Source organism: Amycolatopsis pretoriensis (assembly GCF_900107925.1).
Classification (GTDB): Bacteria; Actinomycetota; Actinomycetes; order Mycobacteriales; family Pseudonocardiaceae; genus Amycolatopsis; species Amycolatopsis pretoriensis.
On sequence record NZ_FNUJ01000002.1, the window covers coordinates 764,201 to 781,250 of the forward strand.

The following is a 17,050-nucleotide window of genomic DNA, read 5'->3' on the forward strand; positions in this document are numbered from 1 at the left end:
TCGGTCCGCCCGGCTATCCGTAGGAATAGAAACCGTGACCGGACTTCTTGCCGAGCAACCCGGATTCGACCATCCGGACCAGCAGTGGCGGGGGCGCGTACAACGGCTCGCCGTATTCGGCGTACAGGGCACGCGCCACGTGTACGACGACATCGGCGCCGATCAGGTCGATCAGGGCCAGCGGTCCCATCGGGTGCGCGCAGCCCAGCGTCATGCCACGGTCCACTTCGGACGCGGTGGAGAAGCCGGACTCGACCACCCGCACCGCACCCAGCAGGTACGGGACCAGCAACCCGTTGACGACGAAGCCGGCCCGGTCCGGCGAGCTGACCACCTGCTTGCCGAGCACGCCGGTGACGAACTCCTCGGCCCGTTCCCGCACGCCGGGCGCGGTCACCAGCGAACTGATCACCTCGACCAGGGCCAGGACCTGGACCGGGTTGAAGAAGTGCAGGCCGATCACCCGCTCCGGCGCCGAGGTCACGGCGGCCAGCCGGGCGATCGGGATGGAGGACGTGTTCGAGGCGAGGATCGCGTCGGGATCCCGCACCACCTTGTCGAGCCGCGAGAAGATGTCGAGCTTCGTCACCTCGTCCTCGGGCACGGTCTCGACCACCAGCCGGCGGTCTTCGAACTCGAGGAGGTCGGCGGTGAAGGAGATCCGGCCCAGCGCGGCGTCACGCTCGGACTCCGAGAGCTTCCCGCGGCCGACCGCCCGCTCGAGCGAGCGGCTGATCCGGCCCAGGCCCGCGTCCGCCGACGACGGACGGGACACGGCCACCTTGACGTCCAAACCGGACCGCGCGCACAACTCGGCCAGCCCCGCGCCCATGACGCCGCAGCCGACGACACCCACCTTGTCGATCATCGGATCCCCTCAGACCGCGGCGAGCGCGTCGACAGTGGACTCCAGGTCGCGCAGCCCGGTGCGGGGCGCGTTGACGAGGACGGCCATGTTGCCCGGCGGGTGGGCGTTGTCGCGCATCATCTGGTGCGCCTTGCCCACTTCGCCCAGGTCACCGCACCACGACAGGCACGGGTCCAGCTTGCCCGCGCCGACCAGTTCGGTCACCTCGCGGCACTCGCGCGAGTTGGCGTAGTGCGAGCCCTGGAGCCGCTTCTGGCGCATCCAGAAGTGCCGCAGGTCGGTGTCGGCGTTGTAGCCGCTGGTGCCGCCGCAGATCACGACCATGCCACCCGCGTCGGCCACGTAGAGCGAGGTGGGGATGGTGTCCTGGCCGACGTGCTCCAGCACGATCCGCGGCGACCGGCGCTCGCCGAGGATGTCCCAGATGCGGCGGCCGAAGGTGCGCGCACCGTGCGTCCACCGGGCCATCGCCTCGTCGTCGGTGACGTCGGGCATCCGGCCCCAGTGGTCGAACTCCTTGCGGTTGATGACGCCTTCGGCGCCGAGCCGCAGGCAGTACTCCGCGCGGGCGTCGTCGGAGATGACCGCGATCGGGACGCCGCCGAACAGCCGGACGATCTGGATGGCCATCGAGCCGAGCCCGCCCGCACCGCCCCAGATCAGCACCGGGTCGCCCGGTCGCACCACGTGCGGGTCCCAGCCGCGCAGCTGCCGGTACGCGGTGACGCCGGTCAGCATGAAGCAGGCCGCCTCCTCCCAGGTGAGGTTCGCCGGCTTGGGGTGGCACTGGTACTCGTCGACCACGGTGAACTGCGCGAACGAGCCGAAGTTGTTCTCGTAACCCCAGACGTGCTGCGAGGTCGACAGGATCGGGTCGGCGCCCAGCCTGATGTCGTTGGCCGACTCGTCCCACTGGAGCCCGGAAAGGCAGACCTCGGAGCCGACCTTGACGTCGCGGACGCCCTCGCCGACCGCCCACACCACGCCGGAGCCCTCCGAGCCGCCGATGTGGAACCCGGTCTCGTCACCGGCCTTCGTGCGGGCGGCGATCACGTCGAACGGGTAGCCGAGCGCCGCCCAGACGTTGTTGTAGTTGATCCCGGCGGCCATCACGAGCACCAGGACCTGGCCGCGGCCCAGCTCGGGCACCGGCAGGCGTTCGATCTCGAAGGCGCCGCTCGGCGGTCCGTAGCGCTCGGGGCGGATCACCGAGGCGTACATCTCCTCGGGCACGCTGCCCAGGGGCGGGATCTCGCCCACTTCGTAGATCGACTTCGTCATCGCCGGCTTCCTTTCGAGTAAGTCGGGCGCACCCGCCTTCGGGTAGCTGTCCATTGTGGATCGTTCAGCTCGTCGGCGAGAGAGCCGATACCACCGACCGGATCGTCGGGTGGCGGTAAAGCTCACGAAGCTGCAACGGCGGCAGGCCGCCTTCCCGCATCCGCGCCCCGATCCGGACCGCGAACAGGGAGTTGCCGCCCAGCTCGAAGAAGTCGTCGTCCAGCCCGACCGGGACCCCCAGCACCGAGCCCCACACCTCGCGCATCCGGGACGCGAGGTCGTCGCCGTCCGCGGGTGCTTCGACCGGGATCGCCGGGGTCTCCGGCGCCGGCAGCTTCGCGGCGTCCAGCTTGCCGTTCGTGGTGAGCGGCAGGGAATCCAGCGCGGTCACCGAGGTCGGCACCATGTAGTCGGGCAGGATCTCGGCGGCCCGCTTGCGCACGCCGGACGTGGCCCCCGGAACACCGGGTGCCAGCACCACGTACGCGTCGATCCGGGCGGTGGCCGCGTCGGCCGGGTCGTCCCGGCGCACCACGACGGCCGCCGTGCGCACGTCCGGGTCCTCCAGCAGCACCGCGCGGATCTCGTCGAGCTCGATGCGGAACCCGCGCACCTTCACCTGGCTGTCGATGCGCCCCAGGTGTTCCAGCGTGCCGTCCGGCCGCAGCCGGCCCAGGTCGCCCGAGTGGTAGACACGGCCGCCGGGCCGCACCGGGTCCTCGGTGAAGCGCTGCGCGGTCAGGTCGTCCCGGCCGAGGTAGCCCGCGCTCACGCCGGCACCGCCGACCCAGATCTCGCCCGGCACGCCCGGCGGCAGCAGCCGCCCGGACGGGTCCACCACGTACAGGGTCCACCCGGGCAGGGCCGGGCCCACCGACCGCGACCCGGCCAGCGCGTGCCGCCGGGTGACCGTCTGGTGCGTGACGTGCACGGTGGTTTCGGTGATGCCGAACATGTTCACCACGCGGCACCTCGATTCGGGGTGCGCGTCGAACCACGGCAGCAGCGCCCGCTGGTCCAGCGGCTCACCGCCGAACACCACGAGCCGCACCACCAGATCGTCGTGCGGCACTTCCAGCAGCTGCGCGAACGCCGACGGGGTCTGGCTGAGCACGGTGACCCGCTCCGCCGCCAGCAGGTCGCGGAACTTCTCCGGTTCGCGGGAGACGAAGTAGGGCACCACGACCAGCCGGCCGCCGGTCAGCAGGCAGCCCCAGATCTCCCACACCGAGAAGTCGAACGCGCTGGAGTGGAACAGCGTCCACACGTCGGACGAGCCGAGCCCGTACTCCTCGCGGGTCGCGTCCACCAACGCGATCACGTTGCGGTGCGGCACCACGACGCCCTTGGGCCGGCCCGTCGAGCCGGACGTGTAGATCACGTACGCGGGGTCGTCCGCCGACACCGCGCTGGTGACCGGGTCCGTCCCGGCCGCGATCACGTCGTCGGGGGTCACCGCGGTGACCCCGGGGAGTTCGGGCAGCCGCGTGAGCACCAGGCGGAGGCCCGCGTCCTGGGCGGTGTAGGCCAGCCGTTCGGCCGGGTAGGCGGGGTCGGCCGGCACGTAGACGGCGCCCGCCTTCAGCACGCCCAGCAGGGTGACGACGAGTTCGGCGGTGCGCTCCAGGCACACTCCGACGCGATCGCCGTCCGACACGCCCAGCGCGCGCAGCCCGGCGGCCACCGCGTCCGAACGATCGTCGAGCTCGCGGTAGGTCAGCGAGACTTCGCCGTCGGTCAGCGCCACCCGCTCGGGGGTGCGGGCCGCGACCGCGCGGAACGCCGCGTCGATCCGGGCCGGCGTGGTCGTCAGCTCCCGGTCCGACCGGCCCAGTGCGGCCACCCGCTCGCGTTCGGCCGCGTCGAGCAGCTCGACCGCTTCGGGCGCCACGTCCGGGTTCGCCAGCACCTGGCGGTGCACGTGCGCGAGGTGCCGGGTGAACTGCCCGACCTGCGCGCGCGAGATCCGGCCCGCCTGGTGGTCGCAGCGCAACCGGACCGTGCCACCCTTGCGCCACAACGAGAACGTCAGCGGCAGCGGCGGCGCGAGGCAGGGCCGGTACTCGTCGGTCCGGAAGTCCACATCGGACACCAGAAGCCCGGCCACGGCGGGATCGCCGGTCGGTTCGGCGGCCGCTCCCGGGCTCACCCGGACCGCGCCCGAGCCGGTGCCGATGACCGCCCAGCCGGGCGAGCCTTCCGGGTCGTAGCGCATCAGGGTGACCGCGAGCGCGGTGCGCCAGCTCTCCGCCGTCCCGGCCTCGGACAGCGGCAGGACCAGCTCGGCCACCCCCGCGTCCACGGCGTCGGCGGCGCGAGCCCAGTCGGGCACCGCGGCCGCCGCGACCGGCACCACGTCGGTGCCGGCGGGTTCGACCGGAGCCGAGCCGGTCAGCGCCGCCGCGACGGCTCGCAGCCCGGCGGCGTCCAGGAATCCCCGGTCCGCCACCAGGACCAGGTCGGCGAGCCCGTCCCGGTACCGCAGCAGGGTGCACCGCAGGCGGTTCGTGGCACGGTTCATCTCGGCTTCGCGCAACCGGTGTGCGACCGGCTCGGCGGACCCCGCGGGTACGTCCTCCACCCACAGCCGGGACCAGCCGGGGGCGGTCAGCACCTCCGGCCGGACCGCCTCGGCGAGCCGGACCCGCAGCGCGTGGCATCGGGCAGCTGATAACACGTGTCCTCCTAGTCAGGGCGCGCCGGTCAGTGCGCGGAGAAGCCGCCGTCGACGGTCAGCACCGAGCCGGTCACCTGCGCCGAGTCGTCCGACGCGAGGAACACCACGGCCCCGGCCACGTCGTCCGGCTCGACCAGCCGGTTCATCGGCTGCGACTGGGTGAACGCGGCCACGTGCTCGTCCGCGGGGACGTCCAGCGCGCGGGCGATCTCCCGCAGCATCAGGCCTTCACCCTCGGTGGTGTCCCGGACGTTGCCCGGGCACACCGCGTTCACCCGCACCTGCATCGGCGCGTAGTCCAGCGCCGCGGCCTTGGTCAGCCCGATCAGCCCGTGCTTGGCGGCCACGTACCCGGCGAAGTGCCGGTAGCCGACCAGCCCGGCCGTGGACGCGATGTTCACGATGCTGCCCGAGCGCGCGTCGCTCATGGTCTTGCCGACCTCGCGGATCAGCCGCCACGCGCCGGTCAGGTCGACGTCGATCATCAGCGACCACTCGTCTTCGGTGATCTCGTGCACGCGCTTGCCCGAAGGCGCGGCGATGCCCGCGTTGTTGACCACGCTGTCGATCCGGCCGTAGCGCTCGATCGCCAGCTCCACGGCGTCCCGGACCGACACCGCGTCGCGCACGTCCGCCTTCGCGGTGAGCACGGACACCCCCCGGTCCCGGCACAACGCCGCGGTGTGCTCCAGCTGACCCGCCGAGCCCAGCGGGTACGGCACCCCCGCCAGGTCCGCGCAGACGTCCAGCAGCAGGAGGTCCGCGCCTTCGGCGGCGCAGGCGACCGCCGTGGCGCGGCCGATCCCGCGGGCCGCCCCGGTGATGACGACGACCTTTCCCCTCAACCGCACGCGAATCCCCTCAAACCGCCGTGTCGATGAGCTTGAGCAGCTCGGGTGCCGACTCCGTCAGGTACATGTGGCCGCCGGGCAGCTCCAAGTACTCGAACCCGGCTCCGGCCACCTCGGACCAGCGGGCACCCTCGGCCGCGGTCACCAGCGCGTCGTCCGTCCCGCGCAGCGACGTGATGGGCGCGGGCAGCCGGTCTTCGGTGCTCGGCCGGTAGTTCTCGTGCATCTCCACGTCGGCGCGCAGCGCCGGCAGGATCAGCTCGCGCATCTCCGGGTCTTCGAGCGCTTCGTGGGTGAACCCGGCGAACTGCGAGACCCGGGCCAGGAACTCGTCGTCGCTCAGCCCGGTCGCGCGCTGGGGCCGCTGGGTGTGCGGCTCCGGCGATCCGCTGACGAACAGGTGCCGCAGCACCAGCTCCGGGTGCGCGGCCACGCGGTGCGCCAGCTCGTACGCCAGCACCGCGCCCAGGCTGTGTCCGAAGAGGACCACCTCGGTCCGGCCGTCGAGCTGCCGCACCAGGTCCGGCAGCAGTTCGTCGGCCGCGACCACGGCGTCCCGGTAGGGCTCGGCGTCGATCAGCCGCTCCCGGCCGGGCAGCTGCAACGGCACGACGTCCAGCCGCTCACCCGCGTGTTCCTGCCACGGGCGGAAGAACGAGGCCCCCGCTCCGGCGAACGGCAGGCATACCAGTGCGATCTTCACTTCGCGTCCCCTCAGGCAGGCTGGCCGAACGGCCGGACGATGATGGTGTTGACGTCCACGGGGGACGGCTGGCTCAGGGCGAAGACGATCGTGTTGGCGATCTGGTCGGCCGTGAGCAGCTTGCCGAGCTCGCCCTTGTCGCCGCCCCACTCGTCCCAGAACGGCGTGTCGGTGCGGCCCGGCGACACCAGCGTCACGCCGACGTCGTCGGTGGTGACCAGGCGGCGGGTGTTCTCCGCCAGCCCGGTGACCGCCCACTTGGTGATGCCGTAGATGTTGCCCGCGCCGTACGCGTGCCCGGCGACACTGCCGACGAACACGAGGCGTCCCTTGGTCTTCTTCAGCTCGGCCAGCGTGGCCCGCACCAGCAGGGCCGGTCCCAGCACGTTGGCGAGGACCATGTCCTTCCAGCCCGCCGGGTCGCCCTCGGCGAGGTCGTCGTGCGTGGCGTAGCCGGCGTTCGCGACCGCCGCGTCCAGCCGCCCGAAGCGCTCCAGCGTGGTGTCCACCGCGGACCGGACCACGTCCCAGTCCCCCGCGTCACCCTGGATCGTCAGCAGCTCGTCCGGCTCGCCGAGCTCCTTGGCGAACCGGTCCAGCCGCTCCTGACCGCGTCCGACGATGCTCACCCGCTGCCCCTGGTCGAGCAGCTGCCGTGCGACGGCGGCGCCGATACCGCTGCCACCGCCGGTGATCAGCGTTACGGGAGTGTCGGTCATGTAGTGCTCCAAGGGGTTTGTGCGTCGAGAGCTAGCGGGGCAGCTTCGTCTTGTAGGTGATCGGCAGGTGCGAGACACCGCGGCCGACCGAGTTGTCGTAGAGCCACGTGAGATCCTTGAGCGGCACCGCGAGCTCGATGTCCGGGAGCCGGCGCAACAGCGTGTTGAACGCGATCTCGGCCTCGATGCGGGAAAGCGGGGACCCCGGGCAGAAGTGTGCGCCGTGGCCGAAGGAGAAGTGCCGGTTGCCGGTGCGGGTGATGTCCAGGCGGTCCGGGTCCTCGAACACCTTCGGATCGCGGTTCGCGGAGCTGATCATCAGGTGCACGAACGACTCCTTGCCGATGTGCACCCCGCCCAGTTCCATGTCCTCGGCCGCCAGGCGCAGCGTGCCGCGGTAGACCGGCGGCTGGTAGCGCAGGAACTCCTCGATCGCGCTGGGCGCGAGGCTCGGGTCGTTGCGCAGCAGCTCCAGCTGGTCCGGGTTGGCGAACAGCGCTTCCATGCCGTTGCTGATCGTGAACGCCGTCGTCTTGTGCCCGGCGTTGATCAGCAGGATCATCGTGGACACGATTTCGTCGTTCGTGATCCGGCCGTCCTCGTCGGCGGCACGGATCAGGGTGCTGACGAGGTCCTCGCCGAGGTCGGCGCGACGCGCTTCCAGCAGCTCCTTCAGGTACTGCTCGATGCTGTCGCTCGCCCACTTGAGCCGGGCGTTCTCCTCCTCGGTCGCGTACGGCGCGCCGCTGAGCAGCAGGCCCCACTCGTGCAGCTTCTCGCGGTCCTCGAACGGAACCCCGAGGAACTCGCAGATCACCTTGAGCGGCAGGGTCATCGCGAACTCTTCGAACAGGTCGACCTCGGGTCCGAAGCCGTCGATCAGGTCGTCGGTGGTCGCCTGGATGTTCGGCCGCAGCCGCTGCATCTTGCGCGGGGTGAAGGCCTGCGCCACGAGCTTGCGCAGCCGGGTGTGCCGCGGCGCGTCCGCGGTGAGCATGTTGCGGATCAGCGTCGGGCTGGAATCCTTCAGCAGGTCCTGCCACCACGCCGGCGCGTTGTCCACGCTCTTGGAGATCCGGGGGTCGTTGAACAGGCCGCTGACCGTCTCGTAGTCCATGACGACGTACGCCTCGGCACCGATCGGGTGGTTGACCTGGTGCACGGGACACTTCGAGCGGAGCTCGGCGTTGTCGGCGTGCTTGTTGGGGTACGCCGGCTCGGTGAAGTACTCCGGGGGGAGCTGTTCGTGCCCGACGGCCGGCTGCGCTTCAGTGCTCATTCCTTTTCCTTCTCCTGACGATGACGGTCATACGGCGACGGCCTCCGGGGCCGGCAGGTTCCGGATGCGCTTGGTCAGGGTCGGCAGCGCCGCCACCCCCGAGATCACGCACATCGTGATGAACACCCACGTCGAGCCGGCCAGGTCGAAGACCAGGCCGACCAGGAAGACACCGATCGGCGCCGCGCTCATGGACATGAAGAACACCGCGCCGAGCACGCGGCCCTGCACCTTGTCCGGGGCGACGGCGGCGAGGTACGACAGGAACACGGTGCTGATGATCGGGCCGCGGATGAACACCAGCGTCACGATGATGCCCAGCGGGATCACGCCCGGCGTGACCGCGAGCAGGATCGCCACCACCGGGCCGATCCACGCGCCGCACAGCACGATCGTCGACGGCTTGAACTTCTTGAAGACCCACCCGGCGGCCATCGAACCGACCAGCCCGCCGACCCCTGCGACGGCGAGGGTGACGCCGATGAACGAGGACGAGGCGCCCCGCCCCTGCGCGGTGGCGATCAGCGCGAGGAACACCCCGGAGTGGGTGAACGCCATGTTCGAGCCCATGATCCAGATGATCAGCGGACGCAGGATCGGCTGCTTGAACAGGAACTTGAAGCCCTCGGCCGTGCCGCCCTTCTCCTTGGCCGCACGGCTTTCCTCGTTCTGCATCGGCTTGCGCACGAACAGCAGGAGCACCGACGAGATGAGGAACGACACCGCCGCCGCGAGGTACGGGAACGCCCGCGCCACACCGAAGAGCGCACCGCCGATCGGCGGTCCGACCAGGGTGGCGCCGAAGTACCGGACCTGGTTCTGCGCGGTGGCGTCGGTCAGCTGGGACGGCGGTACCAGCGCCTTGATCGCGGCCACCCCGGCGGGTTGCCCGATGCCGAAGCAGATGGACGAGCACAGCGCGATCCCGAAGATCACCGGCATGCTCGCGCCGCCGGTGAAGATCAGCACGCTGAACAACCCCAGCAGCGCGACCCGGATCAGGTTGCAGCCCATCAGCAGCAGCTTGCGGTCCAGCCGGTCGGCGAGCGTGCCGCCGGGGATGGACATCAGGCTCGCCGTGATCAGCTGCATCGAGCCGACGGCGCCCGCGTACACCGTCGACCCCGTGGTGGCCAGGATCAGCAGCGGGTAGGCGATCTCCGCGGTTTCCTTGGCGATCGCGGCGAACGCCTCACTGGTCCAGAGCGCCTGGAAGTCCCAGTTCTTGATCAACGGCTTTTCCGGGGTCTCCGGTGCCGCTGTCGCCTCCGCACCCGGTTCGGGCACGGCCTCGGACGGGTCCGCGTCGAGCTCTTGTGTGCTCGTGCCGCGCTCACGCGGTTCAGTGGACATCCAGGACCTCAATTCCTTTCCGGCGCGTCGCCGGGCAACGTGGTGAGCAGGTCTTCGGCGAGCTGGTGCACGTGGGGCTCGGTCAGCACCGACCAGTGGTTCCCCGGTACGGGGACCACGCGGACGCCGCCGCCGTACAGCGGGGCCAGCCGGGTGGTGAGCTTCTCCGCCCCGCGCGCGTCCAGGCCGACCTTGAACACCACGGCCGGGCAGTCCACCGCGCGCGGCCGGTAGGGCGCCATCGCGCGCGCCTTGTGCAGGAACAGCTTGTGCAGCGCGGGGTTGCGCCGCATCTGCCGGCCGACCTCGCCGAGGCCCAGCACGCCGGCCACCTGGAAGTAGGCGTGGCTGTACAGGAACTCCGCGTCGAGCCCGATCGGGACGCCGCGCCGGCCCGGTACGAACGCGTCGAGGCACAGCAGCACGTCGACGACCTCGCCGCGCTCGACGAGCAGGCGGGCCATCTCGTGCGCCAGCACCGCGCCGAACGACCAGCCGCCCAGCGTGTACGGACCCTCGGGCTGGATGCGGCGCACCGCGTCCACGTGGTGCGCCGCCACCTGCGGCACGGACTTGTGCTCCCCGTCCGCCGGGTCGGGCTCCAGCCCGTACACCGGGCGGCCCGCGTCGAGCCGGTCGGCCAGCGGCTGGTAGCTGAGCGCGGTGCCCGCGGCGTCGGCGGCCAGGAACAGCGGGCGGCCCGAGCCTTCCCGCAGCAGCACGGCGTTCACCGGCGCGCGCTCGGCCGGCACCTTCGGCCGGTCCCGCTCCGCCAGCTCGACCAGCCGCCCGAACGTGGGCTCCTGGGAGAACTCGGCCAGCGACACCACGAGCCCGGCCTGCTCCCGCAGCCTGCTCATCATGTGCAACGCCATCAGCGACTCGCCGCCGAGGCCGTAGAAGTGGTCCGCGTCCGAGGCGGGCGGCTGTCCCAGCGCCGTGGCCCACACCCGCTCCAGGGCCGGCCGCACCGAGTCGCCGAGCCGCACCGGCCGCGCCTTCGTCCGGGCGGCGGCCCGCACCGGCTGGTCGCCGGCCGGGTCCGTGCCGAGGAAGGGGTGCGGCGGCAGGGATCGGCGGACCAGCGATCCGGTGCCCGCGAGCACGGTTTCGCCCAGCACGTCCACACCGCGTTCCCACAGCGCGCCCAGTGCCCGCAGCAGGCCGAGGTCGCCGTCCTCGGCCCGGCCCAGCAGCGGCAGCCCGGTCTTGGTGTCGTCCCAGCCTTCGTTCCAGCGCACCGTGCCCAGCATCGAACCGCCGGGGCCCAGCTCCAGGAACGTGTCGACGCCCGCGTCCAGCAACGTCTGCATACCCGCGTCCAGCAGCACCGGACGGGTGAACTGCGCGGTCCAGTAGTCCGCTTCGGCGACCGCGGCCGGGTCGGCCCACGTGCCCGTGCTGTCGGACACCAGCGGCAGCACCGGCGCCGAGATTTCCGTCTCCGCGATGACCTTCCGCAGGAACTCCGCCGCCGGAACCAGCAACTCGCAGTGCCCGGGCCGGTCCACGGCGAGGGCCCGCACGTCCAGTCCGGCCAGCGCGTCCCCGGCCAGCAGGTCGTCCACATCGGACTCGAGACCGGACAGCACCACCCCGCCGCGGCTGATCACCGACACCTTGACCGGGTGGTCCGCGCCGATCCTGCGCAGGATCTCGCCGGAGGTGCCGTTCACCGCGAGCATGCGCCCGGGGGGCGCCTCGGCCCACGCGACGCGCGCCCGCTCGTGCACCACGGCGGCCGCGTCGGCGAGCGACCACACCCCGGCGAGGGTGGCCGGTGCGATTTCGCCGATGCTGTTGCCGAACATGCCGACCGGGGTGATGCCCCAGTCCATGAGCTGGCGGCCCAGCGCGTAGCCCAGCGCCCACAGGCCGAGCTGCTGGTGGATGCCGTTGTCGAACCATTCGGGCCGGCTGCCGCCCTCGGCCACCACCGGCGTCAGGTCGACGCCGCACGTCTCGAGCACGACGACGCGGACCTCGTCGAACAGCCGGCGGAAACCGGGAAGCAGCCGGTAGGCGGGGGCGCCCGCGTTGTACCGCAGGGTGCCGTGGCCCGGGAACAGGAACGCCACCTTGCCCAGCGGGCGTGGCGACACGGGGTCGCCCGCGCCGGCCAGCACCTGCGCGGCGTGCTCCGGACCGGACACGGCGAGCGCTTGCTTGTGCTTGTGGACGCGACGCTCGGCGAAGGTGCGTGCCACCGCGTGCATGTCTGTTTCCTGTTGCACCGCAACGGAAAGTTCTTCCCGCAGCTTCGCCAGCGCCTCGGGCGTGGCCGCGGAAAGCGGGAGCAGTGTCCCGCCCGGTCGCGGTGCGGCGGCCGCACGCGCCGGCGGTTCCCGCAGGACGACGTGTGCGTTGGTGCCGCCGACGCCGAACGAGCTCACGGCCGCCAGCCGGGTGCCGCGGTCGGGCCAGGGCCGGTGCTCGGTGGACACCCGGAACGGCGTGTCCTCGAGGTCCAGCAGGGGGTTCGGCTGGTCGAAGTGCAGGCTGGGGACGACTTCGCCGTGTTCGAGCATCAGCACGGTCTTGATGAACGAGGCCACGCCCGCCGACGCGCTGGTGTGACCGAGGTTGCCCTTCACCCCGCCCAGCAGGCAGTAGCCGACGTCGGGGGTGGACATCCGGAACGCTTCGGTCAGCGCCTGCACCTCGACGGGGTCGCCGATCGGCGTGGCCGTGCCGTGCGCCTCGACGTAGTCGATGTCGGCCGCGTCGACGCCCGCGAGCTTCTGCGCGTAGCGGATGACGTCCCGCTGGCCCGGGATGGACGGCGTGGTGTAGCCCATCTTCTCGGCACCGTCGTTGTTCAGCGCCGAGCCGAGCACCACCGCCGCGATCCGGTCGCCGTCGGCCAGCGCGTCCTCGAGCCGCTTGAGGACCACCACGCCGACACCCTCGCTGGGCACGGTTCCGGTGGCGGAGGCGTCGAACGGACGGCAGTGCCCGTCCGCGGACAGCGGGCCACCCGGCTCGTGCCAGTAGCCCCACTCGCCCTTCGGCGCGACGGCGACGCCGCCCGCCAGCGCCGCGTCGCACTCCCGGTTCAGCAGGCTCTGCACCGCCATGTGGATCGCGACCAGCGAGGTGGAGCACGACGTCTGCACGGTCAACGCCGGGCCGCGCAAGCCCAGCTTGTAGGCGACGCGGGTGGCGACGTGGTCCTTTTCCATGCCGAGCATGTGGTCCAGCGGGTTCAGGTCCATCCCGGCACCGGTCTGGGTGCGGTCGGCGCCCGCGTACACGCTGATCCAGCCGTCGAACCGGGTGGGGTCCAGACCGGCGTCGTCCAAAGCGGACATCGCCGCCTCCAGGAAGACCCGTTGCTGGGGATCGATTCGCGCGGCCTCGGCCCGGCTGTAGCCGAAGAACGACCAGTCGAAGTTCGCCGAGTCCGTCATGACGCCCTTGGCGGGCACGAAGTTCGGCTGCCGCACGTCGTCCGGGTCGGCACCCTTGTTCCGCACCAGGTCTTCGACGTCGAACCGGGTGATGCCCTCGACACCGTCGCGAAGCAGTTCCCAGAACTCCTCGACGTTCCCGGCGCCGGGCAAGCGGCACGCCATCCCGACGACAGCGACCGCGTTCTCCGTGGTGGTCACCGCGTTCCTTCCTCGTTCAAGGTGTGCCGCTGAGTCGGTCAGTTGCGCTGGTCGCCGGCGCGGCGTTCGCGCACCGCGCCGAGCATCCGGTCGCGGCTGCTGCCACGGCCCGCGGTCGCGGTCTCGGCGGGGGCGGCCAGCAGGTCCGCCTGCCCGCGCACGGTCCCGGCGCGGAAGAGGTCGACGGTGCGCAGCATCCGGCCGGACGCCTGGCTCAGCCGCTCCACGAGCACCACCAGCCGCAGCGAATCGCCACCCGCGTCGAAGAAGCTGACGTCGTCGCCGACGTCGTCGGTCTTGAGCACCTCTTGCCAGATGGACCGGACCAGGCCCAGCCGCACGGCGGGGTCGTCCAGCTCGGCCTGGTTGACGGGAGCCTGGTTCAGCACGTTTTCCTCCGGATCGTCTGCGATGGCGGCGGCGCTGCGGCGCAGCGCCTCCAGGAACTCGGTGGTCGTGGCCCCGGTGAACAGCTCCGCCGGGTGGTTCAGGAGGAACTCGAGCCGGTCCCGCCCGGTGGTCTGGTCCAGGCCGACGAACAGCGCCAGGTCCCACTTGCTGTACTCCGGGTGCAGCGGCTGGTAGCGGCCCACGACGTCGGGGGCGAGCACCAGCGGATCCGCCGTCTCGGCCAGGTTGACCAGCACCGGGGTCATCGGGGGCCGGGCCATGTCGCGGCCGGGGTCGAGCGCGGCGGCGATCGCGTCCAGCGGCACGTCCGAGTCGATGAACGTCTCCATGCCCCCGACGCGCGCGGTCCGCAGCAGCTCCCGCCACGACGTGCCGGCGTCGAGCCGGACACGCAGCACGAGCGTGGTCATGAACATGCCGATCACGTCCGCGGCCGCCGGGTCGTCCCGGCCGGGCCAGACGACCGCGAACAGGAAGTCGGTCTGCCCGGTGGTCCGCGCGAAGGTGCCGGCCAGCAGGGCCACGCCGGTCATGAAGAGGGTGCAGCCCTCCTGCCCGGCGACGGCCAGCACGGCCTCCGAGACGTCGGCGTCCAGCACGAGGTCCGCGCTGGCACCGATCAGCGACAGCTCGGGGTCGTCCGGGTCGCCGTCGTAGGGCAGTGCGACCGTGGTCGGTGCGCCCCGCAGCCGTTCCACCACGTCGGCGACCCGCTCGGCGTGCCCGTCGTCCTCGAGGCCACCCTGCACTTCGGCCGGGTGCGGCGGGGTGGACAGCTCCGGCTCCATGCCCCGGGCGAGCGCCCGGTAGGTCGTTCCGATCTCCGCCACCAGGAGCTGCCGGGACACGCCGTCGAAGACGATGTGGTGCACGGTCAGCACGAGCAGCGTCCGGTCGGGTGCGAGGCGGATCACCTCGGCCCGCGCCGGCGCCTCCTCGCTCAGCTCGAAGGGCGTGTAGCACAGCGCTTCGACGAGGCGCTCGATCTCGTCGGCGGCCCAGCCGTCGGCGACCGCGTCGGTGAAGCCGACCTCGGGCGGGGACGCGTCGGTGCGGTACTCGACCCGCAGCGCCGCGGGGTCCAGCCGGAACCGCGAGCGCAGGGCGGGGTGCCGTCCCAGCGCGCGTTCCACGGCCGAAGTCAGCAATTGATGGTCGAGAGGTCCGGTCAGTTCCAGGACGCTCGGCAACAGGTAGCTGGGACGCAGCCGCTCGATGCGGTCGAGGATCCAGAGACCCTGCTGGGTCGGTGTCGCCGGGTACCAGATGCCTTGTGCGGTAGGGAAACTAGTCATCGACGCGCTCGGACCTCGCCAACCCGACGAGGGGGCGACGCCAGGGCGTGCGCATTCGACAGCGATCGCATGACAAAACCCCCAGAAGATCCTGACTTGCACGGGAGCAAACCCCAGTGTTACCCCGTGAGAACCCCAGTTCATGACGCCCGGTTCTTTCCACCGTCGTCAAATCGCACTATAGCAGCCGGCCGAGGTCCGTCAAGCGGCGTCCACTTGCGAATATGAATGTCCATCTTGGACAATTGATCCCGGCCGGCCGGCCCCTGGTTGACGCTTTCGCGAACCTGGTGTTTAACTGGTCGCGTGCTGGCCGTGCACCGGGCTGGGAACAGCACTACTGGGGATCAGACAGGGGATTTTCTGGGGATTCGATCATGACCGACACCTGCCCTTGAGGGCCGCGACGCCCCACGTGGACCAACCACGGCTGGGCCGAACGCAGCAATGCGGCCGATCGGGGGACGGTTGTTCGTCCTGCTCAGCGGTAATACCGCCCATTTGTTTTTCGCTCGCGGCAACGACGCCGCGCATTCCGCCATACGGTCGTCGGTTGACTTCCGCCGGAATGTGATGCCCGAATGGCGACCGACTGGTGAGCGCAAACGGAATGACCTGCCCATACGCGCAACTCGTCCGGTAGCCCTGCGGATTAATCCGTGAACCGGATTAATCCGCACCCGCCCGCCGACCAGGAGTTTGCCGGATGGCTCGCTCCCCGAACCGATGAGGACACCGGTCATGCCCGTCCACAACGCAACCCTTTCCGGCTGCCCGGTGCACGCAGTCGACACCGACCTGGTAGACCCCCGCTTCTACAGCAGCGGCAAGGCGTACGAGCTGTGGCGGGACCTGCAGGCGCAGGACGGGCTGAGCTGGCGCCAGGTCGACGAGCACCGCGGGTTCTGGTCGGTGGTGCATTTCAAGGAAACCGACTACGTGCTCCGCAACACCCACCTGTTCACCTCCGAGCGCGGCACCATGCTGGAACTGCTCGGCATGGACGACCCCGCGGGCGGGCAGCAGCTCGCGGTCACCGACCCGCCGCGGCACACGATCATGCAGGCGCGGCTGAAGAAGGCGCTGGCCGTCAAGGCGGTGGACCGGCAGCGCGAGATGATCCGTGAGCTGATCACCGAGCTGATCGCGCCGATCGGCGACGGCGGGGTGTTCGACTGGGGCCAGGCCATGCTGGTGATGCCGATGTCGGTCACCGGGACGATGATGGGGCTGCCGCCGGCGGACTGGCCGTGGCTGAGCCGGCTGACCACCATCTGCATCGCCGCCGACGACCCCGAGTACCAGGACGAGGGCACCCGGGACAAGACGCTGGAGATGGCGCACCGCGAGCTGTTCGCCTACTTCCAGGACCTGGTGCGCTTCCGCCGCGACCAGGTCGGCGACGACCTGATCAGCTCGCTGATCAAGACCCGGTTCGAGGGCAGGCACATGTCGCCCGGCGAGATCGTGTCCAACTGCTACAGCCTGCTGCTCGGCGCGAACGTGACCACCCCGCACGCGCCGAACTTCGTGATGGCCGAGTTCATCGGCTCCGACGTGCTGCCGCAGTGGGCCGCCGAGCCGGAGGTCGGCACCACCGCGGTCGAAGAGGCGCTGCGCTGGGCGTCCCCGGTGAACCACATGCTGCGCTACGCCACCGAGGACGTGGTCGTGCGGGACACCCGGATCGCGGCGGGCGACGCCGTGGTCACGTGGATCGGCGCGGCCAACCGGGACGAGACCGAGTTCCCGGACGCCTGGACCTTCGACATCCGGCGCAAGCCGAACAAGCACCTCGCGTTCGGCATCGGCCCGCACTACTGCATCGGGCACAGCGTGGCGCGGATCACCCTGCGCACCCTGTTCGAGGAGCTTTTGGCGCGCTACAAGGACTTCGAGGCCGCCGGTACCCCCGAACGGCTGATTTCCAACTTCGTGTCCGGCTACAAGCACGTGCCGATCACCGCGAAGCTCCGCTGACGTCCTGGTCAGCACCACTCCC

General features: G+C 71.0%; 11 protein-coding genes. 1 reads left to right on the forward strand and 10 read right to left on the reverse strand.

Translation table 11 applies throughout. From position 1 onward, the window contains the following. Positions 1-13: 13 nt before the first annotated feature. The 10 genes from BLV96_RS10315 to BLV96_RS10360 form a co-directional block, all read right to left on the reverse strand. Positions 14-868 (reverse strand): 3-hydroxybutyryl-CoA dehydrogenase, encoded by an 855-nt coding sequence (locus tag BLV96_RS10315; RefSeq protein WP_086670602.1) that lies wholly within the window; start codon positions 866-868, stop codon positions 14-16. Positions 869-877: 9 nt separating this feature from the next. After that, entirely contained in the window at positions 878-2,149 is a 1,272-nt protein-coding gene (gene ccrA, locus BLV96_RS10320; RefSeq protein WP_086670648.1) for a crotonyl-CoA carboxylase/reductase, read from the reverse strand. A 64-nt stretch (positions 2,150-2,213) separates the two neighbouring features. Beyond that, positions 2,214-4,826 (reverse strand): non-ribosomal peptide synthetase, encoded by a 2,613-nt coding sequence (locus BLV96_RS10325; RefSeq protein ID WP_208608187.1) that lies wholly within the window; start codon positions 4,824-4,826, stop codon positions 2,214-2,216. 26 nt (positions 4,827-4,852) lie between these two features. After that, complete coding sequence (locus tag BLV96_RS10330) at positions 4,853-5,677, reverse strand: SDR family oxidoreductase (RefSeq protein ID WP_086670604.1); 825 nt, start codon at positions 5,675-5,677, stop codon at positions 4,853-4,855. A gap of 10 nt (positions 5,678-5,687) precedes the next feature. Continuing rightward, positions 5,688-6,380 carry a thioesterase II family protein gene (locus BLV96_RS10335; protein ID WP_086670606.1) on the reverse strand — a complete coding sequence of 231 codons (693 nt, stop codon included), beginning with the start codon at positions 6,378-6,380 and terminating at the stop codon, positions 5,688-5,690. Positions 6,381-6,391: 11 nt separating this feature from the next. Beyond that, the gene (locus BLV96_RS10340) at positions 6,392-7,099 is read right to left on the reverse strand and encodes an SDR family oxidoreductase (protein ID WP_086670653.1); all 708 of its coding nucleotides are present in this window, start codon (positions 7,097-7,099) and stop codon (positions 6,392-6,394) included. A gap of 31 nt (positions 7,100-7,130) precedes the next feature. After that, positions 7,131-8,378, reverse strand: coding sequence for a cytochrome P450 family protein (locus BLV96_RS10345; RefSeq protein ID WP_086670608.1), 1,248 nt, complete (start codon positions 8,376-8,378; stop codon positions 7,131-7,133). 27 nt (positions 8,379-8,405) lie between these two features. Then, positions 8,406-9,731: an MFS transporter gene (locus BLV96_RS10350; RefSeq protein ID WP_086670610.1), complete on the reverse strand. Its 1,326-nt coding sequence runs from the start codon at positions 9,729-9,731 to the stop codon at positions 8,406-8,408. Positions 9,732-9,739: 8 nt separating this feature from the next. Next, entirely contained in the window at positions 9,740-13,342 is a 3,603-nt protein-coding gene (locus tag BLV96_RS10355) for a type I polyketide synthase (RefSeq protein WP_244180142.1), read from the reverse strand. 38 nt (positions 13,343-13,380) lie between these two features. Beyond that, positions 13,381-15,048: a condensation domain-containing protein gene (locus tag BLV96_RS10360; RefSeq protein WP_086670612.1), complete on the reverse strand. Its 1,668-nt coding sequence runs from the start codon at positions 15,046-15,048 to the stop codon at positions 13,381-13,383. A 741-nt stretch (positions 15,049-15,789) separates the two neighbouring features. On the opposite strand from BLV96_RS10360, the gene BLV96_RS10365 reads away from it, so the two are divergent. Further along, positions 15,790-17,028 (forward strand): cytochrome P450, encoded by a 1,239-nt coding sequence (locus BLV96_RS10365; protein WP_086670614.1) that lies wholly within the window; start codon positions 15,790-15,792, stop codon positions 17,026-17,028. Positions 17,029-17,050: the final 22 nt, after the last annotated feature.

Excerpts from the sequence above, each read along its gene's own strand:
- BLV96_RS10315 (WP_086670602.1), bottom strand. The coding sequence starts at position 868 with ATGATCGACAAGGTGGGTGTCGTCGGCTGCGGCGTCATGGGCGCGGGG.
- ccrA (WP_086670648.1), bottom strand. The coding sequence starts at position 2,149 with ATGACGAAGTCGATCTACGAAGTGGGCGAGATCCCGCCCCTGGGCAGC.
- BLV96_RS10340 (WP_086670653.1), bottom strand. The coding sequence starts at position 7,099 with ATGACCGACACTCCCGTAACGCTGATCACCGGCGGTGGCAGCGGTATC.
- BLV96_RS10345 (WP_086670608.1), bottom strand. The coding sequence starts at position 8,378 with ATGAGCACTGAAGCGCAGCCGGCCGTCGGGCACGAACAGCTCCCCCCG.
- BLV96_RS10350 (WP_086670610.1), bottom strand. The coding sequence starts at position 9,731 with ATGTCCACTGAACCGCGTGAGCGCGGCACGAGCACACAAGAGCTCGAC.
- BLV96_RS10360 (WP_086670612.1), bottom strand. The coding sequence starts at position 15,048 with ATGACTAGTTTCCCTACCGCACAAGGCATCTGGTACCCGGCGACACCG.
- BLV96_RS10365 (WP_086670614.1), top strand. The coding sequence starts at position 15,790 with ATGCCCGTCCACAACGCAACCCTTTCCGGCTGCCCGGTGCACGCAGTC.